Origin of the sequence: Paenibacillus zeirhizosphaerae (genome assembly GCF_030705605.1) — a bacterium.
Taxonomy (GTDB): Bacteria; Bacillota; Bacilli; order Paenibacillales; family Paenibacillaceae; genus Paenibacillus; species Paenibacillus zeirhizosphaerae.
In genome coordinates this window covers 367,270-393,879 of the sequence record NZ_JAPCKK010000011.1, presented here as the reverse complement: position 1 = coordinate 393,879, position 26,610 = coordinate 367,270, and the positions used below count along the sequence as shown (strand labels likewise).

The 26,610-nt window shown below is 45.4% G+C and carries 25 protein-coding genes and 2 pseudogenes; 17 read left to right on the top strand and 10 right to left on the bottom strand.

From position 1 onward, the window contains the following. Window positions 1-42: 42 nt before the first annotated feature. Entirely contained in the window at window positions 43-753 is a 711-nt protein-coding gene (locus OIN60_RS06505) for a glycosyltransferase family protein (RefSeq protein WP_305754031.1), read from the bottom strand. 258 nt (window positions 754-1,011) lie between these two features. On the opposite strand from OIN60_RS06505, the gene OIN60_RS06500 reads away from it, so the two are divergent. The 7 genes and pseudogenes from OIN60_RS06500 to OIN60_RS22725 all read left to right on the top strand — a co-directional run. Next, a complete protein-coding gene (locus OIN60_RS06500) occupies window positions 1,012-1,887 on the top strand; it encodes a DNA-binding protein (protein ID WP_305754030.1) in 876 nt (291 codons plus the stop codon). Window positions 1,888-2,175: 288 nt separating this feature from the next. Continuing rightward, window positions 2,176-2,343 (top strand): CxxH/CxxC protein, encoded by a 168-nt coding sequence (locus tag OIN60_RS06495; protein WP_305754029.1) that lies wholly within the window; start codon window positions 2,176-2,178, stop codon window positions 2,341-2,343. Window positions 2,344-2,500: 157 nt separating this feature from the next. Beyond that, the gene (gene rlmH, locus OIN60_RS06490; RefSeq protein WP_305754028.1) at window positions 2,501-2,980 is read left to right on the top strand and encodes a 23S rRNA (pseudouridine(1915)-N(3))-methyltransferase RlmH; all 480 of its coding nucleotides are present in this window, start codon (window positions 2,501-2,503) and stop codon (window positions 2,978-2,980) included. A gap of 201 nt (window positions 2,981-3,181) precedes the next feature. Then, window positions 3,182-4,354: a phospholipase D family protein gene (locus OIN60_RS06485; protein ID WP_305754027.1), complete on the top strand. Its 1,173-nt coding sequence runs from the start codon at window positions 3,182-3,184 to the stop codon at window positions 4,352-4,354. Window positions 4,355-4,369: 15 nt separating this feature from the next. Beyond that, a complete protein-coding gene (locus tag OIN60_RS06480) occupies window positions 4,370-5,815 on the top strand; it encodes a DNA adenine methylase (RefSeq protein ID WP_305754026.1) in 1,446 nt (481 codons plus the stop codon). Between the two features lie 23 nt (window positions 5,816-5,838). Then, a complete protein-coding gene (locus OIN60_RS06475; protein WP_305754025.1) occupies window positions 5,839-7,035 on the top strand; it encodes a site-specific DNA-methyltransferase in 1,197 nt (398 codons plus the stop codon). 308 nt (window positions 7,036-7,343) lie between these two features. Further along, window positions 7,344-7,532, top strand: a pseudogene (locus tag OIN60_RS22725) (helix-turn-helix domain-containing protein); the annotation flags it as partial. Window positions 7,533-7,852: 320 nt separating this feature from the next. Here the strand turns inward: OIN60_RS22725 and OIN60_RS06470 are convergent. The 4 genes and pseudogenes from OIN60_RS06470 to OIN60_RS06455 all read right to left on the bottom strand — a co-directional run. After that, window positions 7,853-8,245, bottom strand: a complete 393-nt coding sequence (locus OIN60_RS06470) for a carboxymuconolactone decarboxylase family protein (protein WP_305754024.1) — start codon at window positions 8,243-8,245, stop codon at window positions 7,853-7,855. Window positions 8,246-8,263: 18 nt separating this feature from the next. Then, complete coding sequence (locus OIN60_RS06465) at window positions 8,264-9,910, bottom strand: thiamine pyrophosphate-binding protein (protein WP_305754023.1); 1,647 nt, start codon at window positions 9,908-9,910, stop codon at window positions 8,264-8,266. Between the two features lie 4 nt (window positions 9,911-9,914). Continuing rightward, entirely contained in the window at window positions 9,915-12,173 is a 2,259-nt protein-coding gene (locus tag OIN60_RS06460) for a putative bifunctional diguanylate cyclase/phosphodiesterase (protein ID WP_305754022.1), read from the bottom strand. A 128-nt stretch (window positions 12,174-12,301) separates the two neighbouring features. Then, window positions 12,302-12,708, bottom strand: a pseudogene (locus OIN60_RS06455) (extracellular solute-binding protein); the annotation flags it as partial. A 12-nt stretch (window positions 12,709-12,720) separates the two neighbouring features. On the opposite strand from OIN60_RS06455, the gene OIN60_RS06450 reads away from it, so the two are divergent. After that, window positions 12,721-13,224: an S-layer homology domain-containing protein gene (locus OIN60_RS06450; RefSeq protein ID WP_305754021.1), complete on the top strand. Its 504-nt coding sequence runs from the start codon at window positions 12,721-12,723 to the stop codon at window positions 13,222-13,224. 208 nt (window positions 13,225-13,432) lie between these two features. Here the strand turns inward: OIN60_RS06450 and OIN60_RS06445 are convergent, their stop codons facing one another. Both OIN60_RS06445 and OIN60_RS06440 read right to left on the bottom strand, forming a co-directional pair. Then, window positions 13,433-14,371, bottom strand: coding sequence for an NADP-dependent oxidoreductase (locus OIN60_RS06445; RefSeq protein ID WP_305754020.1), 939 nt, complete (start codon window positions 14,369-14,371; stop codon window positions 13,433-13,435). 42 nt (window positions 14,372-14,413) lie between these two features. Next, on the bottom strand, window positions 14,414-14,881 hold the full coding sequence (locus OIN60_RS06440) for a MarR family winged helix-turn-helix transcriptional regulator (protein WP_305754019.1): 468 nt from the start codon (window positions 14,879-14,881) through the stop codon (window positions 14,414-14,416). Between the two features lie 398 nt (window positions 14,882-15,279). Here OIN60_RS06440 and OIN60_RS06435 point away from each other — a divergent pair, with 398 nt between their 5' ends. The 7 genes from OIN60_RS06435 (at window position 15,280) to OIN60_RS06405 (ending at window position 21,829) form a co-directional block, all read left to right on the top strand. Further along, on the top strand, window positions 15,280-15,429 hold the full coding sequence (locus tag OIN60_RS06435; RefSeq protein WP_305754018.1) for a VOC family protein: 150 nt from the start codon (window positions 15,280-15,282) through the stop codon (window positions 15,427-15,429). Window positions 15,430-15,586: 157 nt separating this feature from the next. Continuing rightward, window positions 15,587-16,036 carry a YdeI/OmpD-associated family protein gene (locus tag OIN60_RS06430; protein ID WP_305754017.1) on the top strand — a complete coding sequence of 150 codons (450 nt, stop codon included), beginning with the start codon at window positions 15,587-15,589 and terminating at the stop codon, window positions 16,034-16,036. Between the two features lie 156 nt (window positions 16,037-16,192). After that, a complete protein-coding gene (locus OIN60_RS06425) occupies window positions 16,193-16,876 on the top strand; it encodes a response regulator transcription factor (protein ID WP_305754016.1) in 684 nt (227 codons plus the stop codon). Further along, complete coding sequence (locus OIN60_RS06420; RefSeq protein WP_305754015.1) at window positions 16,877-17,878, top strand: sensor histidine kinase; 1,002 nt, start codon at window positions 16,877-16,879, stop codon at window positions 17,876-17,878. 101 nt (window positions 17,879-17,979) lie between these two features. Further along, window positions 17,980-18,918, top strand: coding sequence for a VanZ family protein (locus OIN60_RS06415; protein WP_305754014.1), 939 nt, complete (start codon window positions 17,980-17,982; stop codon window positions 18,916-18,918). An 89-nt stretch (window positions 18,919-19,007) separates the two neighbouring features. Then, complete coding sequence (locus tag OIN60_RS06410; protein WP_305754013.1) at window positions 19,008-19,691, top strand: ABC transporter ATP-binding protein; 684 nt, start codon at window positions 19,008-19,010, stop codon at window positions 19,689-19,691. Beyond that, window positions 19,688-21,829, top strand: coding sequence for an ABC transporter permease (locus OIN60_RS06405; RefSeq protein ID WP_305754012.1), 2,142 nt, complete (start codon window positions 19,688-19,690; stop codon window positions 21,827-21,829). Before OIN60_RS06410 ends, OIN60_RS06405 begins: the two co-directional genes overlap by 4 nt. A gap of 243 nt (window positions 21,830-22,072) precedes the next feature. Here OIN60_RS06405 and OIN60_RS06400 read toward each other — a convergent pair whose 3' ends face one another. Beyond that, a complete protein-coding gene (locus OIN60_RS06400; protein WP_305754101.1) occupies window positions 22,073-23,425 on the bottom strand; it encodes an MATE family efflux transporter in 1,353 nt (450 codons plus the stop codon). A gap of 155 nt (window positions 23,426-23,580) precedes the next feature. Here OIN60_RS06400 and OIN60_RS06395 point away from each other — a divergent pair, with 155 nt between their 5' ends. Further along, window positions 23,581-24,267 (top strand): TetR/AcrR family transcriptional regulator, encoded by a 687-nt coding sequence (locus tag OIN60_RS06395; protein WP_305754011.1) that lies wholly within the window; start codon window positions 23,581-23,583, stop codon window positions 24,265-24,267. 119 nt (window positions 24,268-24,386) lie between these two features. Here OIN60_RS06395 and OIN60_RS06390 read toward each other — a convergent pair whose 3' ends face one another. Continuing rightward, window positions 24,387-24,905 (bottom strand): dihydrofolate reductase family protein, encoded by a 519-nt coding sequence (locus OIN60_RS06390; protein ID WP_305754010.1) that lies wholly within the window; start codon window positions 24,903-24,905, stop codon window positions 24,387-24,389. 14 nt (window positions 24,906-24,919) lie between these two features. Further along, complete coding sequence (locus tag OIN60_RS06385) at window positions 24,920-25,825, bottom strand: alpha/beta fold hydrolase (protein WP_305754009.1); 906 nt, start codon at window positions 25,823-25,825, stop codon at window positions 24,920-24,922. Window positions 25,826-25,928: 103 nt separating this feature from the next. On the opposite strand from OIN60_RS06385, the gene OIN60_RS06380 reads away from it, so the two are divergent. Then, on the top strand, window positions 25,929-26,291 hold the full coding sequence (locus OIN60_RS06380) for a winged helix-turn-helix transcriptional regulator (protein WP_305754008.1): 363 nt from the start codon (window positions 25,929-25,931) through the stop codon (window positions 26,289-26,291). Window positions 26,292-26,610 lie beyond the last annotated feature (319 nt).

Genomic DNA, 26,610 nt, shown 5'->3' with positions numbered 1-26,610 from the left:
CAAAGAAGACTAGACAAGATCTTCTTTGCTTCCCGTATTTTTTCAGAATGGCTTATTTGGTCCAAATGTTGTTGCATCTGAGCTATATTCTTGAAGGAACTTGTCACGATACCGGTAATAGATATCATCTGGATACATAACTCCGCAGGCATGAAGAGCCCAAGGCTCGGCCTGGGGCAGAATGCCCACTGAATACCCTTTCCTCTTGAATTCGCAGCTTTGGGATATATCATAGAAATGCCAACCGTCAAAGATGTCATCCCGCCACGGGATATCGTATTGAGTCGCCATCAGTAAGCCGTCAATGGCGGCAGCATTTTTAAAGGGGCCCTCAGCCTCGGCGAATTTCAAGTAATTGTACGTGCTGCGATACTCTAGTACTTTGCCGAACAGTTCGCCTGACTCCCACCACACGCCATTAGCCGGAATGGTTCCTGACCCGATGAGCCCGACCAGCCCGAGCTGGGGATGGTTTTGAAACACTCTTAACAGTTCATAGAGGAAGTTGCGATTCATGATATACGTATCCTGATGCAAATACACCTTGTATTTCGCTTTAGAATTGCGAGCGGCTTGATTATAACCGGATGTGATGCTAGTCGCTCCTCTGATGGCGACGACTTCGAGCTGAACTCCCGGCGGCAGAAACAGGCTTTGAATGTGCTCCAGGCATAATTTGTACATATGTTCATCATTCACGCAGGTTACAAAGCAAAAGTTAGTTTCCTCATCTGTCATGGTCTTCCCTCTCATTTCTTGTGATCTCCCAAATGTATGAAGCAATCTGTAATTGTGAATACCCTGCCTTCTGAAAGGCTCAATGTTTTTTTGTTTTGTGTAGTATATGCAGGCTAATGTCCAGGTGTATCAGGAAATAAAAAAATGGACTGCCCTTTTCCAATTCAACCTAAATTATGGGGAATTTCGATAAAATGCGGCTATTGACGTGTAAATGAGAACTAGTATACCTTTGGATGGGGTGGAAAAATAGCGAAGGAGGGGATTGCCAAAATGACGGAAATTGATTTAAGAAACTATCGCGATCTGGACGGGCTCGTCAAGCTGTTGCGAATGGCCTATTCACTGGGTAACTGGCGTGAGATGATCGATATTGCAGATCATCTGTATGTGACGGTTCTTTCTATTTATAATCAGCATTGTTTTAAACAGGAAGGACAGGCCATTTGGTCCATACATACGGAACGACCGTTGGTGTATTACTATGGTTTTAGCTTGCTCATTAAAGGAATTGCGCTCAGAAAGCTAAAAAAATATGCGGAAGAACGACACTGTATCCGTCAATATGCCGACCTCGGATGGTTTAAGGATCTGGATGAGGCTGGCATGGAAGAGGTCCGCCGTCTGAATTTTCTCGCCAGGGCTAACGCTTTCGGTCTTGATTTGCTGGAAGGCCAGTTGAAGGTGCTCCCCGATTATGTTCAATTCCTTAAAGACAATCCTCAGGAAATCGCAGCCGGACTGGTCAATATTTTGGAGGCGGCGATTCTTCATAATTTTGATCTGAATGATGAAATCAACACATTGATCGAAAATTTTAATCCCGACACCACAGAAACAGACCCTCTCATTTTCACCCGTTATACAAGAGTAAGGTACCTTCTCATGATTTATCGCTTCAGAAATAAAGATTATAGGCGGGGCTTGGCCGATACGCTCCATGCATTGAACAGGTATATCCATTTGAACGATATGAACGGCTTTAAACGGTGTGTAGCAATGTTCGAGATGTTCCGCAGCTACGCTTTGCCTGATCAGGTTAAGGAATATCACAGCCTGCTGGCATGCATTATACAGTCCGAATTAGAAGAAGAGGGTATGAATTTTGACGGGGAACGTATTTTGGCCTCCCGGGAAGGTGTTGTGTAAAAAAAGCTACGCTCGGCAAGAGTCGGCACATATCTTCTGGCTGTATCTCTTCATAGGAGGGCCATCTCCCTTTTCCTCTGTTAAGGACCAATACATAGACCAGTATAGAGAATCGCTCCTGCAGAGCTTGGAGAAGATGTTTTTGGTGTATAAAAGGGCAAAGGGCCTTTTCTTTCCGTGTAAGGTGTGGTAGAACAGAGAAGTGGCTAGAATGATAGATACCAAGGCAAGAGCTCTACACACCAAGCCGCTCGCTTCAGAGGTATAACGGAAAGGGATGCTATTTGAATGTACGTTGTATGTAAAGAACATGTGGAACTGGCGATCGACCTGTTTGTCGATGAATTTGAGGATGCGCCGGATGTGGTGGACCTGAAGGAGACGGAATTCTCCGATTGGGACCCGCCGGTCAAGTGCTCGCAGTGTGACCAGCATGCCGAGTTTCTGATTGTATAACCGGACACGATTGAGCAAATGGAACCATTGAAATGAAACGAGAAGGAGAGCGTGACCGGCGGGAGTGGATCGGGCACGCTCTTTTTGGCATCCAGGGTGATTGGCAGAATCACCTGTGGAGGCTAGTCTGAGATAAGAAACGAAGGGGGCAGCAGCCGTGTTCATACAAATTATCGGAGTCGGCAAGTTGAAGGAAAAATATCTGGTACAGGGTATTGCGGAGTATGCTAAGCGGTTAGGCCCTTATGTGAAATTCGAAACGCTTGAGGTGCCGGACGAGAAAGCGCCGGAGAACATGAGCGAGGCGGAGGTCCGGCAGGTGAAGGAGCGCGAGGGCGAGCGACTGCTCGCGCTGATCAAGAACGAAGCGCACGTCATCGCGCTCGCCATCGACGGCAAGCTGTGGAGCTCAGAGGAGCTGGCCGCCGAGCTGGACAAGCTCGCCACCTATGGCACAAGCCACGTCGTGTTCGTGATCGGCGGCAGCAACGGCCTCTCGGACGCCGTTCTGCGCCGCGCTCAGCAGAGGCTGAGCTTCGGGCGCATGACACTGCCGCATCAACTGATGCGGCTAGTATTGGTGGAGCAGATTTATAGGGCGGTGAAGATCAATCGGGGGGAACCGTATCATAAGTGACGGCGAAATTTTTCGTGCGGGAACGAGAGTAGAAAATTTAAAAAACTATAAATGAGAACAAATGTTTGGTATAATATAAATGTTACTTCAGTTGCTTAATTTTATTGGAAGATTAATCAAATGTATATGAAGGTTCTTTCCTCTATTATAAAAAAATAAGATATAATAAAAACAAATATCTTACTGTTAGGAGTAATAGGAATGGACTTTTATATACAGGACCCAATGTTTGAGGATGGATATTCCCTACATGAAGCATTACTTAAGGCATCTGAGGGCGCTACTCAAGGTGGAGGGGCATATGCTTTCGTTACTGCAGGCGGTGCAAAGTTACTTTTCGAGGATGATTCTTTTACTAAAATGATAATTAACGGAAACTTCAGACTAATAGTAGGGATTGACGAAATAACCAGTGAAAAAGCACTTGAAAAAATAAACGAGTTGAGAAACAAATTCAGTGGACTGGAAGCTTCCGCATTCCATCATGATACAAAAGGATCACTGTTTCATCCAAAATTCAGTTGGTTTAAAAATAATACTGGCGGTGTCTTAGTCTTAGGGTCTGGTAATTTAACAGAAAAAGGATTAAGACGAAATAGAGAAGCTTTTAGTATAGTTGAAGTTGACAGTACAAAAATTCAAGAAATCGAAGAGTACTGGAATAGTTGGTTAGATCTAAACACACGATTCTTGAAGCAGATAGATGATGAGGAAGTTATTAAAAAGGCCAAGGAGAACGCAAAAGTCTTCTCGAGATTAAAAAATAGAGCTGTTTTAGACGAACATGACGAATCAATTGCTGATCCAAGTTTTGAAGTTGAACAAGAGGGTGAATTTCAAGAAGAACATGCTCCTTTGATTTCTGAATTTATTGAAGAGGAAGATTTAGGAGCGTGGATTTTCGATGAAAGCGATCCTGCATTGGTTGCAGAGATACCAAATAATAACGTTAGGTGGAAACAGGCCAACTTTAGTAAGTACGCTTTTGAGAACTTTTTTGGTGCTCCTGCAGGTGTTAATGGATATTATCGTATGCTACTCAGGAATGTTTCTGCAACGGGAACCCTTGGTGAAACTGAGATAAGAAATAGTGTTTCAGTGGCCAGTCATAATTGGCGAATAGAGCTTGGTGCTGCAGCAGGTTTAGCATACCCAACTCTTAATCGACCTATTGGGGTATTTGTACGTGTGTCAACTCGAGATTTTCTTTACGTGCTCGCAATGCCTACCGACCCTTTCTATAACGAAGTTAGACAATATCTAGATTTGGAGATTCCTGCAACTACTAATAACCAAATGAAGAGACATATTACATCAGTAGATGAGATCAGAATAAGATGCCCTCATTTACCAATTTGGAATATAACAGTATAAGTTGGGTGTGATTTAATGAAAAATAGACAGCTTGAATATGCCTCAGACATTAAAGTGGTTCAAAATGATAGTTTTAAATATGGCCAATTAAGCATGTTTCCAGAAATATCAGCAGCAACTCAAGTGTCTCAATTTAGACCTATTCATTATCTGGGTAGTAAGTTAAGAATTCTAGATTTTATTCAAAGTACAATTGACCAAGTAGAGCCATCAGGTGGTGGAGTCTGTGATTTATTTGCCGGGTCGGGGACTGTCTCAAGGCACTTGTCTAAGTTTAGACCAGTAACATCAGTGGACATACAAGAGTATTCTAGGGTTATTTGTTCAGCTTTACTGAAGCCTATAAGTGGGGACTTTAATGTAAATGAGTTTTTGGAAGGATGTCAAAGATCATCACATTATGCTAAGTTATATTCATGTATTGAACCGATGATTGAATACGAGGCATGTTGTATTGACCAAGCTTTACATGGAGACCCGAATCCTCTATGTGAACTTTTAGAAAAGGGATCTATTTTATCCTATGAGCAGGGCATAAATCTCGATTGTTCTTCTAAACTAATTCATGCGTTGAAGTGTACGGTTTCTCGCCTAGAGGCTTCAATGTTTACTGCGGGAGCAGAGGCATTAGTTGTCCGTTATTTCGGAGGGGTCTATTTCTCCTATCTTCAATCCGTACAAATAGACTCCATCCTAGAAGGGGTTCAAGAATTACCGGAAGAGGCGCGGGATATATTCCTCGCATCAGTTTTAAGTACAGCAAGTGATATTGTCAATACTGTAGGAAAGCAATTTGCTCAACCAATCAAACCGAGAAGTGCTGATGGTACTCCGAAGAAAAATATAGGTAGCAGAGTTCAAAAGGATAGGGAAAAAAATGTATTTCATATATATAAAGAATGGGTAGAGCTTTATTTAGCTCAAGAAAAGTCAGTGTTTGACCATTATATATATAAGATGGATTACTCGGATGCATTAGATATTCTTTCTAATAGAAACGCTCATAACGTAAAAGTTGTCTATGCTGATCCTCCTTATACTAGATATCATTATAGTAGGTATTACCACGTCCTTGAAACAATTTGCCTTCGAGATAATCCTAAGATTTCGAGAACAAACCTAAATGGAGGAACAAACTTAAGTAGGGGGATGTACAGAGAGGATAGGCACCAGTCGCCATTTTCAATAAAATCCCAGGCAACAACAGCTTTTGAAAATTTGTTTAGGAAAGTACGTGAGTTAGATGTTCCGCTTGTTCTATCTTATTCTCCATATGATGAAACAAAGAAGTCTACCCCTAGGGTGCATACAATAAATGGGCTTGAAGATATGGCCAGGAGGTATTTTTCAAGGGTTGAAACAATCTCCGCGGGTCAATTTTCGCATAGTAAGTTAAACAACTCTAACAACAATTTTGATATTTCCTACGAAGCAGAATTATTAATAATCTGTCAATTATAAATATCATTCATAATAGAAAGTAGATGATTAAAATACATGATTATAGTCAATTAGAATATATAAAAGAAAAGTCCCACGGCGAAGAAGAAACGGGTAATATGATTATTGAAGGCGACAATTGTAGTGTCCTTGATATTATTAAAGACCGATTTAGCAATCAAGTGAAGTGTATATATATTGATCCGCCGTATAATAACGGTGAGAAGTACACTCATTATAATGATGATATGAAACATGAAACGTGGCTTGAAGAGATTACTAAGACACTTGAAAAGTTAAAGAGTTTCCTTTCTGACGAAGGTAGCATATGGATATCTATTGATGATAGTGAAGTGCACTATTTAAAAGTGGCTGCCGATAAAGTGTTCGGAAGAAAAAATTTTATTACAACCATTATATGGCAACAACGAATTACTAGGGAAAATCGCAAAGTATTTTCAAACAATCATGAGTATATTCTGGTTTACGCCAAGAATCCTATCAAATTTAAACATTCAAGGAATTTACTCCCTCCAAATTTGGAGATGTTATCGAGATACAAAAATCAAGATAATGATCCAAGAGGATCATGGCAATCAGTATCTGCTCATGTACAAGCAGGACATGCTGTTAAGAGTCAATTTTATGAAATAGTTGCACCAAACGGAAAAAAACATTCACCACCAAATGGAAGATGTTGGGTATACAACAAAGAACGAATGGAGCAAGAAATATTGTCTAATAATATTTGGTTTGGGAAAGATGGAAATGGCGTCCCAAGAATCAAAAAATTTTTATCAAGTAGCATTGGGATAACCCCCGAAACATTGTGGTTGGGTAGTGAGGTTGGGACGAATGAAATGGCCAAAAAACATCTATTACGTCTATTCCCTGGATGTCCTGTGTTTGATACACCTAAACCAGAGAGTTTGATAAGAAGGATCCTCGAAATTGCTACTAACGAGAATGATTTAGTGCTAGATGCGTATTTGGGATCAGGAACTACAGCCACAGTAGCACATAAAATGAAGAGAAAATATATTGGAATAGAAGTCGGTAAACATATTCAAGAACTAGTTGTTCCGAGACTGAGGAATGTCATTGAGGGAGAAGATGGAGGCATTTCGAAAGAAATAAGTTGGCAGGGTGGCGGCGGCTATAGCTACTTTATTAACAGTCGAAATGCTAGTGTATTGAATATCGAACTTATAAAGGAATATAAACTTAAATACTCTATATAACACGAGGATTAAAGGAGAAAAATTCGTGAATTCAATCTGCTCAAGTATTCTCCAATAATCTAAAGAACTGAAGTAAGCAATACTGCAAGACCCTTATTCCGAGTTAGGAATAGGGTATTCTGCGTTTCATCCTAAAACCGAAATTGGGGGCTTACTATGAATAAGAAAACGCAGCAGAGGATTTTAAAATTTGACAGACTGTAATATGAAGTGCGACACCTACTGGAAATAAACAAACAAAGGGCCCATGGCCGGATTCGTGTAGAATGAAAATTCCTACACCCACAGTTACACAAGGAGAATCCGCCATGAGCCACACACATCTTAGCATAATCGAGCGACACAAGCTAGAAATCCTCCACCAATAGAGAAAAAAGTGCCAGATCCATTGTCAAGGAATGGGGCAGACTCACGCCACCATTAGCCGGGAACTCCGTCGAAACGCAGCGCGGGAGCCTTACCATGCGGAGGCATCTCAGGAGAGCTACGTCCAGCGTGTCGATTATAAAGTCGATTGGAGGTGAAAAGGCTGCGCTAAGAAAAATAATTTGGCATTTTTGACATTGTTTATTACCGTCCTGCTGTTTGGTACGCTGAATGGAGGAGGCTTATTCGAGGAAATCGTAGTTCCTCTTGTTTGGAGTGCGTCACCACCTACATCTTTTGCTTTAATTCAAGAACCAAACGGCCTCTCCATCGGCCCTGGTTAGGTTGAAGGCAGGGCTGGTTGTGCCAGCCCCTCTTTCATTTCTAATACTTCTCGCACTTTTCTCGTTCGATCGAGTGCGCAGACATAAACTATGACAGATGCTGGGTGTCATGCTTCTTCGTAATTAAATTCCCGTTCTTTAAACACTTTCATGACCACAAACATGGCATCCAGCGTTTTGGGAAAGCCCGCATAAGATACACAGTGCATGACGGCTTCCACAATCTCATTGGGTGTAAGTCCGGCATTCAAGGCTGCTTCAATATGGAAATCGAGTTGAGCTGCTGCTCCTGAGGCAATCATAGCCGCCATGGTAAGCAGGCTCCTTTGCTTTAAATCCAGACCTGGACGGGAATACAGCGAGCCATAAGGGAACTCGACAATCAGCTTGGCCATATCAGGACAGAATTTTTCCATTTGTTTAACCGTTGCGTTCAGTGTTTCTTCGCTTACCATCTGTTGTAAAACTTCGATTCCTTTCTCATAGCGATTCGTTTCCATATACGTCCTCCGTGGGTTTTAATCTAAACTAAGCAACCTAGTGAGAATTGGTGGAATTTCTTGCGGATCCACCATTACCTCGATGACCGTAGCCGTGCTGGACTGCAATGCTGACTGAACCGCGGTCTTGATGTCTATTTCATTTTCACAGCGAAATGCCATTGCGCCCATGGATTGGGCAAATAAGCTGACATCCAGCGGTCGCTCATAGACAGCGCCAACGGAGCGTCCTGTGTTATAGGACATTCCCTTTTCTACCATATCTAAACGACCGTTATTCAGCACAAAGAAAATAACCGGAATCCCATGGTTAACTGCTGTCGATATCTCGGTGCCGTGCATCATCATGCAGCCGTCGCCGGTCACACAGACGACAGGGCGATCGGGCATAGCTATTTTCGCTCCAATCGAATAGCCGATCGCTGCTCCCATGGCTATGAACACTTCATCGAAAAAGAATGTCCCGGGCTCGATGATTTCGAAATTTTGGACGGCATGAAAGGAGTGACTTCCTGCATCCCCGAAGAGAACCGCCTCTTGGGGAAGCACGGCCCGCAGGCTCCTGAACGCCGTTCCCGCTGACAGCACGGACTCCATTTGGGAGGTCGCTGCCGCCGCCGCTTGTGCCCGGGTTGCTGGCACTTCGTGCTCTTTGGTGGATGCCCCGCTTTGCACAATGAGTTGAGTCAGGTTGTAGTGAATATCACCAAGGATACATTGCGTCGGTGCCTGAATGGTTTTACCTGCGAACTTAAGGTCATATTCAAATTGCAAAACCTTTTCCGGCTCCATATCGGCTGTAAATCCGGACAAAGACATGTCGCACAATTTGCTGCCAACGACGATCATCAGGTCAATGCCGGATCTCATATAATCTGTTGCATACTTGGAACCGCCGAGGCCAAATCCGCCCAAGTATAAGGGATGACTGGTGGGAAATGCCCCTTTTCCACCAGGTGTGGTCACTACAGGAATCCCCCAATGTTCGGCAATGATCCGCAATGGGTCATATGCATCCGACATGACGGCACCTTTGCCCAGGAAGAGAACAGGTTTCTTAGCCTCGCCCAGCAACGATATCGCCTTATCAATATCGGGGGATACAACAGGTGAAATGTGGTCCGGCAAAGGCAGGTAGAAGGTCTCCACTTCCTCCATCAGCACATCAAACGGGATACAAAGATGAACAGGCCCCTTTTCACCCGTGTAGGCTTTTTCCAGGGCATGTTTAAGGTATAAGTAAAGAAGATCCCCCCGCTCGATGCGAGCACTGAACAAGGTTACGGGTTCGAACATCTTAACCAAATCTGCCCCAAACTGACTTGAATCTTGACTTAAAGCGCGCCCCGTCTCTTGCATCGATGGCTGTCCGGTGATGAACAACACAGGTAGCTGGAACTCTTTGGCCTGCCCCGCGGCTGTAATCAGATTCGTTCCTCCCGGTCCGGAAGTACCCATCGCGATCCCTATCGTTTTTTTCGCCAGTGCATAACCTGACGCTTCAAACCCGCTGCCAGCTTCGTGACGCCCCAGCACATATTGAATGTCATAGTTTTCAAGTTCAAGCATCAGCGGAGAAATGGACTTTCCGGGGATGCCGAATACATGAGAAATCCCCCAATTTTTAAAATGTTCGACTAGTAGGGTATACACTTTCTTTTTCATCGTATCACCTTTGCGAATTGATTTTCGTTGCTACTGTTTTCATCAACAACTGCTCGATGTGTTCCGCAGGTAAAGGTGGGTGATAATAAAAACCTTGTACTTTATGACAGTTCTGGCTACGCAGGAAATCCAATTGATCCTTGGTTTCTACACCTTCTGCGATAACATCGATTCCAAGCTTATGGGCCATTGCTATGATCGTAGCTACAATGTCCGCGTCATGCGAATCTGTCATAATATTCCTGACAAAGGATTGATCAATCTTCAGCCGGTCAATCGAAAACAATTTTAAGTAGTAAAGATTGCTATAGCCTGTTCCAAAGTCGTCAATGCAAATTTGCATACCTAGTTCCTTAAGTTTTCCGAGTACCTCGATCGCAACATCAACATTCATCGTCATCGACTCTGTAATTTCGAGTTCCAGGTATTGGGGATCTATGTGGGTTTCGAGTAAAATCTCTTTGATGGTCTCTACCAAATCATATTTTGAAAATTGGCGAGAAGAGAGATTGACCGATATGCCCATAGGAGGAAACCCCTTTTCTTTCCATATTTGATTTTGGATGCAGGCGCTTTTCAACACCCATTCCCCAAGGGGGACAATGAGTCCTGTTTCTTCGGCAATCGGGATGAACTTAGCTGGAGGGATCAAGCCGAGAGTCGGGTGATTCCAGCGAACGAGCGCCTCGGTACCGATGATGTCCCCTGTCTGAATATCGATTTGGGGCTGGTAGTATAACACGAATTCATCCAGTTGCAACGCTTTACGGATCGAATGCTCCAATGTAAGCCGTTCGATACCGCTGCTGTTCGGGATAGGCTTGAAAATGTTATAATTGTTCTTTCCGTCGTCTTTCATCCGGTAAAGAGCAATGTCGGCGTTCTTCATCAGCATCTCGACATTCGTGCCATCTTGCGGATAGAAGACAATACCGATACTGGCTGTTATATAGAACTCATAGCCGTCCACCGCAAATGGTTTCTCAAATGCTTTAATAATCTCTTCCGCAACCTGAATGGCTTCCGTATGATCTGTAATCTCTTGCAAGAGGATCGTGAATTCGTCCCCACCCATTCTGGAAACCAGTTGATTCGGAGCATGGCAGCAAGCTTTCAGACGCTCGGCAACCAGCTTCAACAGCACGTCACCGTTGTTATGACCCAGCGTGTCATTAATCTTCTTGAAGCTGTCCAGATCGAGAAACATGACAGCAAAGATACTGTTCTCTTCCAACCCATGTTCCAACAATTCATCAATATGCCTGGTGAAAAATCTTCGATTCGGCAAACCGGTTAAATCGTCATGATAGGCTAAATAATTGATTTGCTTTTGCGTATGATAACGCTCTGTGATATCCCGAAACTGTGCAAAGGCGCCCATAACCTGCATATTCTCATCACGAATAGGGAAGGCGTCGAACAGGCAGACCAGCTCGTTTTGTCCCGTCTGAGGCTGCAGCATGAATTCCATATCCTCGTAATTTTTTCCCGTTTGAAGGACCTCTTTAATGAAGTCATTTGTTTGGGCATCCGGAATAGGTTTATTCATGACATCCTGCTTTTTTGCACCAGTTAAAATTTCAGCAAACTTGTTAAACTCGGTAATGCTCCCGTCCCGGTCAGTAATAATAATGCCGTTTCTTGTTGTTTCGATGACCACCTGATTCAATATGTGCAATCGTCTATTTTGCTTTTTCAGCAGGAGTTCTCTTTCGATCGAATCTACGACCGTGCATAGCATCGCCAGTAAAAACGGATTATGCTGATCGATCGCCGTCATGATCGTAATGGTTCCAAGCAAATTGGCGATATCCGTATATTGGAAGGGCACGGAATAACAGGCGGTGGACCACAAAAAATCATAATAATGCTCGTCCCCGACAAGTTGGATAGGCTGACGATGATCCAAAACCAAATTAATGCTGTTGGTTCCCGCTTCTTGCTCGTTGAACACGAGGCCAACCTTAATGCCCGATTGCTGAACCACACTCTTGATCGCTTCATCCCCAGCCATTTCCAGAATACAGCCATTCTCATCGGAAATCAGAATCAGCAATGGAATCCCTTTCATGAGCTCCAACATTTTATGAACAAAAAAATTAATAACGGACAATATTTCTTCGTATTCGGCCCGTTTTAGATTCAAATCATCTTCTGATAAAAAGGTAGAAAAGGAGGGAACCCCTCGTGGATCAATCCCTAGCTTTTCACATCTCTCTTTAGAATCCGAGATCAAGGATACTTCCGTCAAAGCAATCCCCATCCCCCTTCGCTCCATGAAAATGCAGTAAAATATACTTAAATCATGAGCAACCCCGTTATAAAGCGGTTCTTTTTTCATTATGACGACGCTTAAAGTTTTTTGTCAAATGATTTCTGTTAGTTCCCTGCCCATGTCCAATGCTTTCCCTTCATCCCGTATGTCATCGAAGTATCCTCTTCTAGGTCGGGATTGGCGCTGACATAGTCCAGGATCTGCAGGATCGTTTCCAGCTTACCCGGCTCTTTGGCGGCGTCCGCGCGCCGATCGCGGTGAAGCTCATCAGCATATCATAGGCTTTGGAGCCCCGTTTGCCGCCCGAATGGCCATCATAAGTCCACGTCAAATAATCGCCGTCTTGAATCCAGTGATAGTAGTTGCCCATCGAGGTCATGCCGATTCTTTCATTAATAAAAGCATGGGAGAGGTGCTTGTAGCCTCCCTTGTTCTCCCCGGTAACAAACTCCGGGTCGATGATGCCATCCTGATACCATTTGCGAAGATGTTGCAGAGCTTCTTTCATTTCTGGCTGCAAGGCGGCGGCTCTGTTGTGGAGAGCGTATATGGCAAAATGACCATTAACGGAAGCTTTACGCAATCTGCGAACGGTACCCTTGAGCTTAATCTTACCGGCGCGGGTGACGTGCTCGAAATCAAAGGTGCGGTTCAAGCGGACGGGAAGCTGCGCGTAAAATTTACGGATAATTATGTGCCTGGCACTGGCAACATCACTCTTATAACCCATGGGGCTAAACAGCGGAGCGGAGAATTCGCCAATGTTGAGATCGATGGATTTCCGGGCAAGTATAGAGCCAATGTTATTTATCAGGATGATCGGATCGTGTTGTACATTTCCCGTAAGTCGAGTAATGACGATTCGAATTCGGGCGGTTCAGACTCAGGCAACTCGAATTCGGCGGCCGGATTGGTGCAAGGGGTACCCGCTACTTCATTTGCGCCAAACCGTAAAACCACTCGTGCCCAGGCAGTGACGCTAATCGTTCGCGCTTTGGAGAGCGATAGTACGATCAAAGAGATCATTGAAGGATTGTAACATCATAGAGACCGAGTAGTCATAGTGTGGGGCTTTGCTTCACGGGATTCACCGCTGACCCTTTTGCGATCGATGCAGAAGGGTCTTGGTTTGTTGCAAAGAGCTTAAACGTGCTCATGTGAACGAAGAAAACAACACGTAGTGTGGTATACACTCGTGTTGTTTTCCGTGTTTTCATATCCAAACTTCTATTTCATATATGATGTTGTCAGATTGAGTTTGCGTGCAGCAAAATTCTGCCGCGTCCATGTCTTGCTTCGCTTTTCTCCAGTGCTTTGTCGGCTTCGCTTAGCGGGAAAGTAGAATCGATCTCTGCTTTAATCGTACCCTCGGCCATTAATTCTGTTATGGTCTGCAGGTTCTCGTATGTTGGGAACTTGGTGTTGAATTTAGCGGTAACGCCGTGTTTTTGAGCGTTCTCCTGGGATGGGTCCTGAGTCAAAGAAACGAGAATTCCGCCCTTCTTCAGAACGGCCCAGGATCGATTCTCGGTATCGCCTCCAACGGAATCAACGACGAGATCCGCTTCTTTGACGACGTCCTCGAAAGCCGTCGTGGTATAATCGATGACCTGGTCTGCTCCCAAAGACTTGACGAAGTCCAGGTTAGAGGCTGATGCTGTTGCGATCACGGTTGCTCCTTTCCACTTGGCCAGCTGAACGGCAAATTGTCCAACACCGCCTGCTGCCGCATGAATAAGAACGGTTTGGCCAGGCTGCAGCTCGCCTTCGGTGAACAACGCTTTCCAGGCTGCTTCGGCTCCTGCCTTAATCGTTGCCGCATCTTCAAAGGTGAGATGATCGGGCATTTTAACTAATTCCTGGGCTTGCGCAATGCCATATTCAGCATAGGCTCCTCTGATACTGCCAAAAACACGATCCCCCGGTTTGAACTCCGTTACACCTTGCCCCACCTCTTCAACAACTCCGGAAGCGTAAAATCCAGGGATGTAGGGGAATGTTACAGGGAAAACCTCTTGAAGCCAGCCGTTACGAATTTTAAAGTCAAGCGGAATAACCGTAGTATACACAATGCGAACGAGCACTTCATCCGTTTGCGGCTGAGGGCGTTCAACCTGTTCTACCTTCAAAACATTTGGATCGCCATATTCATTGACCAGAATGGCTTGCATTGACTTGTTAGACATGCTTATCTCTCCTTTGTCACTCATCATTTTTTTGATTTACAGTTAAGCTTCTAATGAAGCGGCAATTTTTTGTGCCAGGGCAACAAACTGCATTTTTTCTTCATCATTGAGAACTTGCGTTGTAATCTCTTCCAGCTTACTCCAAGCCTCAATCACCTTGGGTTCAAATTCACGACCTGCCTGGGTGAGCGATACGATGGTTACGCGTTTATCTTCCTGAGAGCGGCTGCAGGTGACCAGCCCTGCCTCTTCCAAACGGCGAACGGATTTGGCAATTGTCGAATGATCAAGGCGCAGTGACCGTGAAAGACTATTCTGTGATTGGCTGTCTTGGTGCCACAGCTGCATCAGTACGAGCTCCTGCCCTGGGTATAGGCCCGCTTCTCGAAGCAGCTGTCCTGCAATCTTATGATGTGAACGAGCCATGCTGAATATAGAGAAGCTTACAGGAAATTGTGTTACCGCACTGATTTCATTATCCATGGCTTCGTTATTATTGTTTTTCTTCAATACAGCTAGCCTTCCTTTCATTTACGTGGTCGTCAACATATGTGACTGAACCTAGGATATCACTTATTTATGTTGCCGTCAACATAAATGAAAAATTAGATGAATTCCCTGGTTGGAATAGAAAAAAGCTGCCACATAGACAGCCCGGTGATGATGTCCCCATGGAGGGACAGTGTGAGTGGGTTGAATGTGACAGCTTTTGTGCGTGTTATATGTTTTTTTCTACTGCATAGAAGAACATTACACTGAATTTGAGAATGATGGCGTTCGTCTAGCCATTTTCGCGGCACCATTAATGGCAGATAACACAAACGGTCACCATTCTTTTGTAGAAGAGCGTAAGGGGCAAGGCTTTTGAGCTTAACTTCGAATGTGCTTCTCCTGAGGATGTCTACGTTATGTATGATGAGTTTGTTTCAAAAGGGGCTACAGGGATAACAGCGCCGAAGGTGACGTCCTGGGGGCACACCACGGGCTTCTTTGCAGATCCAGAAGGCAGCATTCATTCCCTCTTTGCAGTTAACCCCGTTACGGCGGAGAATGCCTAAGAAATACATCCCAAGAAATTGTCAGAGCTAAAAAGCACGGTCCGCAACTCTATTCCCATTATGAAAAAAATCAGCAAAATGGACTCGAATAAAATTGAAGGATGAGATGAAAAATGATTAACAAGGCAGTCTCTATGAGAAAAAGGAGGGAAATTTCATGAAATTTAAATCGACGCTTCAACTCAGCAAGAAAACAGCGACCGGCATTGAAGTCCCGGACGAAATCGTGGAGGGACTCGGAGGAGGCAAGAAGCCGCCTGTTAAAGTAACGATCGGCTCTTATACCTATCGCAGCACGATTGCGTCGATGGGCGGTAAATTCATGCTTCCTGTCAGCAAGGAGAATCGCGAAGGGGCAGGCATTCAGGCCGGGGATGAAATCGAGGTCGAGCTTGAACTGGACACCGCGCCGCGTGAGTTAATCGTGCCGGATGATTTTACGGAGGCGCTTCATCGTCATGGGGAGGCCCAGCAGTTTTTTGAAGGCTTGTCTTACAGCAACAAGCGCCGGTTTGTATTGAATATCGAGGGTGCGAAGAGTGCTGAAACCAGGCAGCGGCGTATTGAGAAGTCCGTCGAATTGCTGCGCGAAGGCAAACTTCAATAATGATGTTAGACAGGAGGGCGTCCAATGGGGCGCCTTTGCTTTTCGCTTCAGTCGAACCCTACCATCAGTAACTGTGAAACCTGTTGATTAAAATCTGTTATAATATCGAAACTAAGATGAGGAGTGAATTTACTCTAACGTAAGGATGATTTGCATATGAAAATTTTATTAGTCGAAGATGATAAGACGATCGCGTCGGGACTGGAATATTCGCTGCAGCAAGATGGTTATCCAACTGTTCTCTGCCATGATGTCGCTTCAGCCAAAAAGGTGCTCGCCGAAGACATTGATCAGTTCACTTTATGCTTGTTCGATTTACAGCTTCCGGACGGAAACGGCTATGAATTGTGCAAGATGGTGAAGGAGCGACGAGACATGCCGGTCATCTTCTTAACGGTGATCGACGATGAGGTCAATGTCGTGATGGGACTCGACATGGGAGCCGATGATTACATTACCAAACCTTTTCGAGTACGTGAGCTTCTCTCCCGGATCAAGTCCGTCTTGCGGAGATACCAGAAGCCGTCCCACGCCGGAGCGATCATCGACATCGACAATATTCGAATCCATACGCTGGAAGGCAAAGTGTATAAAAACGGTGCCGAAATTCAGCTAACTGCTTTGGAATATCGCTTATTGCTGATCTTCGGCAACCACGTTGGACAGGTCCTCACAAGGAATCAGCTTTTAGAGCAAATCTGGGACGTGGCGGGCGACTTCGTGAATGACAATACGTTAACGGTCTATATCAAAAGGCTGAGGGAAAAGCTGGAGGATGATCCAGAGCAGCCGACTTTGATCAAAACGATACGCGGTTTAGGCTATAAGGTCGGTGATTAGATGCTGCGCAATAGGGAAATTCAAATGTTATTACTCGTCATGGGCTCGATCAGCTTAACGGCGATCATCGTCGCTGCTTTCATTTCGTCCGTCGCCGCGGCATTCGCTTTTATTGTATCCATGCTGCTTATTGGCACGAGTTTGTTATTCACGAGATGGAGGTACCGCGAATTAGCGAAGCTCTCCGTCTATTTGCGGGAAATAAGCAACGGCAATGATTCCCTTGACGTTCGCGATAACCAAGAAGGCGAGCTAAGCATTTTAAAGAATGATATTTACAAAGTAACGCTCATGCTATCGGAGCACCGGTCGCTATTGCAGCGGGACAAAATTCAACTGACGGATGCCATATCCGATATCTCACATCAGCTCAAAACGCCACTCACCTCCATGACGGTGATGGCTGACTTGTTAAGCGCCCCTGACCTGCCTCCGGCCAAAAGAACGGAGTTCACCCATCATATTCGCATCCAGCTTGAACGTATCGATTGGCTTGTTTCTTCCTTACTAAGGCTATCGAAAATGGATGCGAAGACCATCCAATTCAAAAAAGATCGCATAGCCATGAAAAACCTTATCCAAAAGGCATTAGAGCCGGTTATGATTCCGATGGATATTAAGGGACAGACGATTTCCATCGCGGGCGATGACCATGTCTCTTTTGTCGGAGATTTCAATTGGACTGCTGAAGCGGTCATCAATATTTTGAAAAATGGCGTGGAGCATACGCCTGAAGGCGGAGTGATCCTCATCACATTTTCCGAAAACGCACTATTTACGGAAATTGTCATTGCTGACAACGGAAAAGGCATTCCGAAAGAAGATTTGCCTTATATTTTCAAACGTTTTTACAAAGGAAAGAACGCCAGCGAAGGGAGCATCGGTATAGGACTTGCGATGGCTCACAGCATCATTGCCAGCCAGAACGGCGTGATCGATGTGACGAGCGACGGCGAGAAGGGTACGCAGTTTCGGATTAAATTTTATAAGCACGTGATTTAACGGCACGCCGTAAGTGACTGAATTGTCACCTCCATCGTCACTGGAAAGTCATTTTAGACAGTTAAAATGATATTCATCAGGTGAACGATGGAGGTAAGACCATGCATTTGAAGCAACAACGCAAGATTATTTTTGCTATCACGATTTTCTACACCCTGTTTATTCTTTATTTTTTGTTTTTCGCTTTCGGCAGAGCAGGCAAGGTAGATCAAATCACCGAGTACACCTTTATTTTTTTACCGGACAGTTTTTTTAGACTGCCAGGCCTATCCGATCTTCTACATCCTACGCTGATGGATTTTGTGGGTTTTGGGAACATCGCAGCCTTCATCCCTTTTGGCATATTGATTCCGTTATTATATCGAACCAGCTTTGTTCGCTTTATGATCTCGTTCATCCTGTCCATTCTCGTGTTGGAGACGATTCAGGCACTAACCTTCCTCGGCAGCTTTGACATGAACGACGTCATACAGAACTCATTGGGTGCAGCCATCGGGTTCGGGGCGTACAAACTTGGCTTTCGTACAAAAAACAACTGGAGAAATATTGCGGCTACGGGTATTTCTAGTGTTGTCTTGATGCTCGGAGTGTGTGGGGTCTTCGGGATGCTTGACCAAGTGTTCACCAAAGAAATGGGTCCCTTTGTGGCGATAAATGATTTGAAGGATAGTACTGGGAAGACATTAACGGGGAGCAAACCGTCTAGTCTTAAGATAGGTGGTCAAGACGTGGAACCCCAATATAATGTGTATAACATCGAAGGTAAAAAGAAGGAAACGTACACGTATACGTTGGGCAATAAGGGGGAGCTGTATCTTTTCTTTAATTATGGAATTCCCGATCAAAAAGATTTCCAGGGCAGCATCAAGCTTACCATCGACGGACATGAGTTCCTGTCCGTATCTGCAGAAGATCAAGGCCATGAGCCAGCTGTGAACGAAATTTTCCTCCCACAGGCAGATGAGCTTACGATAACCATTGAGGGGAATGAAACCCTATGGGATGTTGGATTTAGAGAGATGGTATATTTCTGGAATTGAGCATTTAGGAGAGCCCATGCTTCCGAAGTGAGTTTTGTACGAAGTCGATTCAAGAAGTTACGCTCACAAAACTTTTAGGAGATATAGCCATGGAAATTTTGCGAATTGAGCATCTGTCTAAAATATACGGCACAGGCGAATCGGTAGTGAAGGCGCTTGATGATGTTTCCTTTTCGGTCCAAAAAGGCGAATTCGTCGCGATTATCGGCCCGTCCGGATCGGGGAAATCGACGCTCCTTCATCTGCTGGGCGGTGTGGATCGGCCGACTGGCGGGAAGGTTTATGTTCAGGATACGGACATGTATGCCTTGAATGAAACGCAGCTGGCCATCTTCAGGCGCAGGCAAATCGGCCTGATCTACCAGTTTTTCAATCTGATTCCCGTCCTGACGGTGGAAGAGAATATTACGCTGCCGCTCTTGCTGGATCGCCAAAAGATAGATCCAAAGCAGTTGGATAGCCTTGTGAATACGTTGAATTTGCAGCATCGATTAAATCACCTGCCGAATCAGCTATCTGGCGGACAGCAGCAACGGGTCTCGATCGGCCGAGCGCTCATCGGCAATCCTGCGATTATGCTGGCCGACGAACCGACCGGAAATCTGGACAGCAAGAATAGCAGCGAGATCATCGACTTATTAAAAATGCTGAATAAGACCTATCATCAGACACTGATCGTGATCACGCACGACGAACGAATCGCCTTGCAAGCCGACAGGATCATTTCGATTGAAGACGGGAGGATTGCCAAGGACGAGGTGATAAGGCGATGAATATTGTCAATACATTAACCATCCGGCATCTGAAGCAGAACAAGAGACGAACGCTTGTAACCATCATCGGCGTCATCATTTCGGTTGCCATGGTGACCGCTGTCGCTACGCTTGTTTTTTCCTTTTCGGATTTAATGATCAGACAAACCATCGCGGATACAGGGGAGTGGCATGTCCAATATCAAGATGTAACCAAAGCACAGCTTGCGGCGATACAGGGTGATGACGCAACCCAAACCGTTGCGATCACACGGGACCTGGGCTATGCCCTATTAGAAGGGGGACAAAATCCCAATAAGCCGTACTTGTTCATCAAGGAATATGATGCGCGGGGCTTCGCACAATTTCAGATTGAACTAAGCCAGGGTCGCCTTCCGCATACGGACAAGGAAGTCGTGATCTCCGAGCCTGTTGCAACGAACGCCAAAGTGAAGTACGACATCGGCGATCGTCTAACCCTTCGCGTCGGCGAACGATTCGAACAAGGGGGCGATCATCCTCTGGTTCAGACCGAACCGCTGCGCAGGGAAGACGGCACATTGAACGAAACGTTGCAGCATATCCAGATCAGGGATTATACGGTGGTGGGCTTCATCAAACGTCCCGTATGGGAAACGGCTCAGGCCCCGGGTTATACGATCATTAGCTATGTCGACGATCATATCATCGCGGACAACGATCATGTCGATGCATCGGTAGTCTTGCAGCGTGTCAACCCGTTCCTGTTCGCGCATGCGGAGGATTTGGCTAAGAACAACCAAATTGAAACAGTCCAATATAATAACGATTTGCTTCATTATTATGGCTTGTCCAAAAGCGAAGCCTCGTACAGCATGATGTTCTCATTATCGGCGATCCTTATGGCGGTTATTATGATTGGCGCGGTTTCGCTCATTTATAACGCTTTTGCGATATCCGTCTCGGAACGTTCCCGCCATTTAGGGATGCTCGCGAGCGTAGGGGCTACGACAAGGCAGAAGCGAAATTCAGTGCTTTTTGAAGGGTTCGTCATTGGCTTGATCAGCATTCCCATTGGCATTCTATGCGGTCTTGCCGGGATCGGGATCACCTTTTGGTTCATGAACGTGATGATTGAAGAGGCATTATGGACCAGCGAAAAGCTGAGGCTCATCGTCACGCCGTTATCGCTCTTGCTTGCTTGTCTTGTTTCGATGCTGACGATTTTCGTTTCGGCGTATCTTCCGGCGATCAAAGCATCCAAGGTATCTGCTATGGATGCGATTCGCCAAACTACCGATGTAAAGCTTACGGCCAAAGCTGTGAAGACGTCGAAGATCATTCGTAAGTTCTTCGGGATTGAAGCGGAAATCGGGCTGAAAAACTTGAAAAGGAACAAACGGAGATATCATGCCATTGTATTCTCGCTTGTCATCAGCATCGTTTTGTTTTTGACAGTATCGTTTTTTACGGCTGGCATGACACAATCCCTGGAACTGTCGCGGGAAGGCGTTAATTACGATATTGAAGTATCGTACAGCAATGGGAAAAGAATAGATAACCGGTTGATGCAATCAATCGTATCCCTGGATGGCGTCACGGAATACAACGTGATTCACGAAGACGACGAAGACCTAGCTAACGCTTCGACTTACCTCCATTTGAAAAGCACGGAACCTATGACAACGCAGCAGGAAATTGAAGAGATGCATGAGACCAATCTGAATGTCTACAATGTATATCAATCCAGAAAAAGCGAAGAACAGCAGATTCTATTGATGTCCGTATTTTCTTACGGTTTTATCGTATTAATCTCTGCAATTTCCATTGCGAACATTTTTAATACGATCTCGACGGGGTTGGCTCTTCGCAAACGAGAATTTGCGATGCTGAAATCCGTAGGCATGACACCAAAAGGATTTGCGAAAATGATGAACTATGAAAGTATTTTTTATGGGGTCAAGTCGCTGCTCTTCGGGCTTCCCGTTAGTTTCGTCGTGATGGTTCTGATCTATAGAGCATTTGCGAACAAATTTAGCTACGGGTTCACCCTGCCTTGGATAAGCATTCTGTCTGTCATTGTCGCCGTATTTGTCATTGTCAGTTCCGCGATGGTTTATTCTGGCGCGAAAGTAAAAAAGGGAAATATTATTGATACATTGAAACAAGAGAATATATGATAGCCATCGGTCCTGGCTTGGCTGAAGTCAGGGCCGTGCCTCATTAGCTATTAATCAATTCCATTGACAATTCCCACAATTCTTCAGCCACGTCTGGATCAATTGCGTAAGAGGTGTCTAAAGACATCAAAGCATTGGAAAAGTCCAGCAGAACAGCAAGACGATGTATATGAAGGATATCGCTAAAAAAGGTAGGATTGGGGAGTACCCTTATCCTGCCTTTTTGCGTGTTATACGTTTTTTCTACTGTACTAAACTATCCAATTCCGGCTGCAATTTGTTCCGCAGAACATACAGCATGATGGCCCCGACAAGGAACGCGACCGCATCCGCAATGACAAGTGACCAGACCACTCCGTGGAAGCCGCTCGTTCGATCGGCGATAAATAACACAGGAATCAGCGTAATTCCTTGAATAATGGACATGATAAAAGCGGCGCTTCCTTGCGCTGTCGCCTGGAAGATCCCCGTAAACAACGCGGTCGTTCCTGAAATGAACAGGGATAAAAACGTCACATGCAGAATATAGCTGCCCATTTCAATTAGTTGCGGGTCATTCGTAAATAAACCGATTAAGTGGTCGGAAATCAGATAGACGATGATACCAAACACGACAGCTAACGCCACAATCGTTTTGATCGTGAACCCAATAGTTTGTTTCATTCTTAATTTATTCGCTGTAAAAGTGAAGGCAATCAACGGCACGACTCCCTCGCATAAGCCCATCAGAACAAATTCAGGAAACTGCAATAAACGGGATGAAATTCCGTAAGCTGCTGTGGCCTGCTCCCCATATTCAACAAGGAAATGGTTCAAGATAAGTGACATTGCGCCCAAGAAGATACTCATAATAAAGACAGGAACCCCGATTTTGAATACATTGCTCAGAATATCTTTGGTCGCCTTGAACCATTTTACGGAGACGGTTAAGAATGGGCTCTTATACCCCATATGGAAGGCGTAGAATGCACTCGCCACCAAGTTAGAAATGACTGTAGCAGATGCAACACCAATGACATCCCCATGCAAGACGAAAATGACCAGCACATCGAGAATAATATTCACGACAACACTGAGAATCATACCGATCATCGACGTCATAGCTGCACCCTCCGAGCGCACGATATTCTCCAGCGTGAAAAATAAGATGACGATTGGTGAGCCGATAAGCATAATCGTGACATAATCCTTCGTGAAACCGTAAGAATCAGGTGTTGCCCCCAGGCCATGAACAATGGGATCGATCAACGGCAGACCGACGGCTACCAAGATAAGACCAAGAACTAAACTGCTGTAAAAGGCGAATGAAGATACATGCTTTACATCATCATATTTGTTCTCTCCCAGCAAACGGGAGATGAATGTACCGCTGCCCATGCCAATCAAGCTGCCCAGCGCCATAATGGCCGCGAATAAAGGCAGGGTTAGTGTGAGTGCGGTTAACATGGCGGTATTGTGGAGCGTACCAAGGAAATAGGCATTCAAAATAGAATAGATGACATTCATTGACGAGCCTAACATCATTGGTACAGCGAAATGAGCAACAGCCTTGGCGACAGGCGCTTTTTCAAAGTAATAGAGGTTTTCTGTTTCCATGTGGATCACTGCTTTCTTCATTATTTGGCCCTCAGTCTAACCGTGCCAGGCTTAGCCTTACAGTGTTAGTTTGAACCTTACAGTGTTAGATGTTATCATGAACTTAGATAGCTGTAAAGTATAAACTTACACTGTTAGATAGAGGGACGGATACGATGAAAAAACAGCAGCCTCAAATTTCGGAGGATAAGATTTTGGAAGCTTCTTGGCAGCTCCTGGGAGAGGGAGGGATCGAGAAGTTCAGCATGAGACGACTGGCCGACCGGCTGGGGATTCAGGCTCCTTCTCTGTACTGGCACTTCAAGAGCAAGCAGAACCTCTACCAGCGTCTGGCTAATCAGATTTCAAAAATAATTCTTGAAGAGTTCCACTCCGAGGGAGATTGGAAGGAGCAACTGACGGGGCTTGCGGTAACGATACGGAGTGTGCTCAGCCGGTATCCCTGCTCTACGCAGCTCATGATGATGACGCTGCCCCACGAACCGGATATCATCCGGTACACCAACCGTATGCTGCTCTGTGTGGAATCGACGCCGCTTGAGCAAGAGCAGAAAATGCAAGTGGTTACTACGCTTGTGAACTATGTCTTCTACTTCGTTCTGGACCATTATCAGCATGAGCGCAGTATCTCCGCTATCCTTAAGGACCAGGGATCGGGGGCACTTCCGGGCGAGGAGTTGATTGGCCTTATGGACTCCATGAGCGAGACGGATGCGGGGCTGTTTCGGAGAATGTTCAAGAGCGGGCTGTTCGAGCTGATGGGAACCGACAGGGCGTTTGAGTTCGGCTTGAAGCTGATTCTATTGGGGATTGAGCAGGTGATCCAGGAACAGGAGAAGTAGAATGTAAAACCTGCTCATCCGGTTGTCGGCTGAGCAGGTTTCATAAGGCTTAACGTTTATCTATGCCAGAATTCTCCCTGCCTATATACGAATGAGTTTTGACTTAGTCGGTAAAACTTCTAAGAAACAGTTCGATCAATCGCATAGCGCAGTTGGACGACACCGCTGCCAAGAGGCTTGCAGTCCAGCAGTTGCACATGTTTAAAACAATAGTTATCTTTGTCGATTAAGAGATTCAACCCTCTACCTTCTAATACAGGTGCCACATTGAAAATCACCTCGTCTACAAGTCCTTGACCCAGGAATGAATTGTGGATATCCGCGCCGCCGCTAATAAGAGCGGTCTGATGGCCATTCTCTTTCAGGTAATCCAAGGCTTCCTCTGGTAATCTTACAACCTTTACTCCTGGGATTTCCGTGGCGCTCTGAGAAACGACAACGATATCGATATCAGCAAAGGGCCCTGGTCCACCGTTGCCACGCATTCCTTCGAAGGTCCGACGCCCGACAATGAAATTCCCTGCAGCTTTGGCGTGTGTAAAAAAGTCGTCCAACGTTTCTTTTTTCGGCGGATTTTCGGGGCCGGATTGTGCATAATTGCCGTTGGCGGTTAAGGTTGCCCATAGAATGTTTTTCATAATCTTACTCCTCCTCATATTCGGTTCGATAATGTTCGGATAGCTGCTGCCACCCGTTCCGGACGATCTTCTTGAACATAGTGTGAAGCATCTTCCAGAATCTCGGTTTCGTTCATGGGCAAATATTTTTGCCATTTTGCCATCTGTTCGAGCGGGAAGCCGGCGCTATCTTTCGTTCCCCACAAAATCTGTGCGGGCAAATCGGACAAATTGGACATCTTCGATTCAATGTCGGCGAGCCACTTTCGTGCTTTACGGATATACCTTGGAAATACCCATGTCGGTATCCTGGACTTCGGAGTCGGGAACGGATCGGTATAAGCTTTTCGCAAACGATCCGTGACGTTCTCGGCATGATGTATCCCGTGAGGTACAATGACTTTGGCAAAAAAATTATACTGTGTCTGAAGCCAGTACCCGACAGGCCAGCCCCCCATGGCGAGCGAGAACAATTTCATCGGCCATATTTCCGCAGGCCATGCCCAAGTGTTCATCACAACGATGCCGCGCAAGTTATCTCGATGCCGTACCGCGTAGTTCAGACCGATCGGACCTCCCCAATCCTGAACGACTAGAATAAATTCCTTTAGATTCAAATGTTGAATGAGATCATAAACGGCTTTCGATTGCTCTTGTGGCGTAAACCGGTAGCCGTCAGGTGCTTGTGACATCCCGAATCCGGGGTAGTCCGGAGCGATAAGACGGAATTCTGTACGAAGCTCCTTGATTACGTTTCGATAAAGATAAGACCACGTAGGATTGCCGTGCAGCAGAAGAACCACCGGCCCTTGCCCTTCATCGACGTAATGGATGTACCCGTCGCGGTAAGGCAACCAGCGGTCGGTGAACGGGTACTCCGCAGGGTCTAATTCAAACGGTCTATTCAGGATGATCTCTCCTTCTAACGGAATGCTCAACATGTTTCCTGCCCTTGCTTCACATCTTAATCGATCTATGATACATTTGAAAAGTAGTTACATTAAAGTGCAATAGTTTCAAAAAATGAACTATGGAGTGATCAAAATGATGGATCGATCCTGCCCTGGTACTGTTGAACCTATCCTGGAAATCTTGGACGGTAAATGGATGCTTCTTCTCCTATTCGAACTGTTCAACGGGAATCGGCGTTTTGGTGAGTTACGTCGTAAACTGCAACCGATTAGTCCGAAAACTTTGACCGATCGCTTGCGACTGTTAGAGGAAAAAGGAATCGTCACACGTACTATTTACCCAGGCGTACCGCTGCATGTCGAATATGACCTTACCGAGAGCGGGAAGGCGCTGCAACCGATTTTTGAAGCGATGTGGACGTGGACTCAGGAGCATGGCGCACATCTGCGGAACAAGACGATCGAGAGTGATCAAGAAGCAGAGAGGGTAAAGTGAACCGTATCATAAGCAGGGCAAACTCTTATAGAGAGGATGGTTACATAGTCAAGAGGCGACACTATACTCCGCAGTTTTATCTAAGACAGCTTGCCGCGGAGGCTATAGGTGTGAATCAGGCTCTCTATATGTGGTCCTATTGGCTGCACTGGGCAACGTCCTGCCCGGAAAAGCGTCGGACACTCGCACTTTTGAGCGTATCAGACGATATCACTTCGGAGAGCCGCCAGATCGCGAGTCAGGCCATGACCGGCATCAGAGAGCCTTTGAAACGGATCAGTGAAAATGGGCCAATGTGTGAAGCACCGCTAGAGTTCCG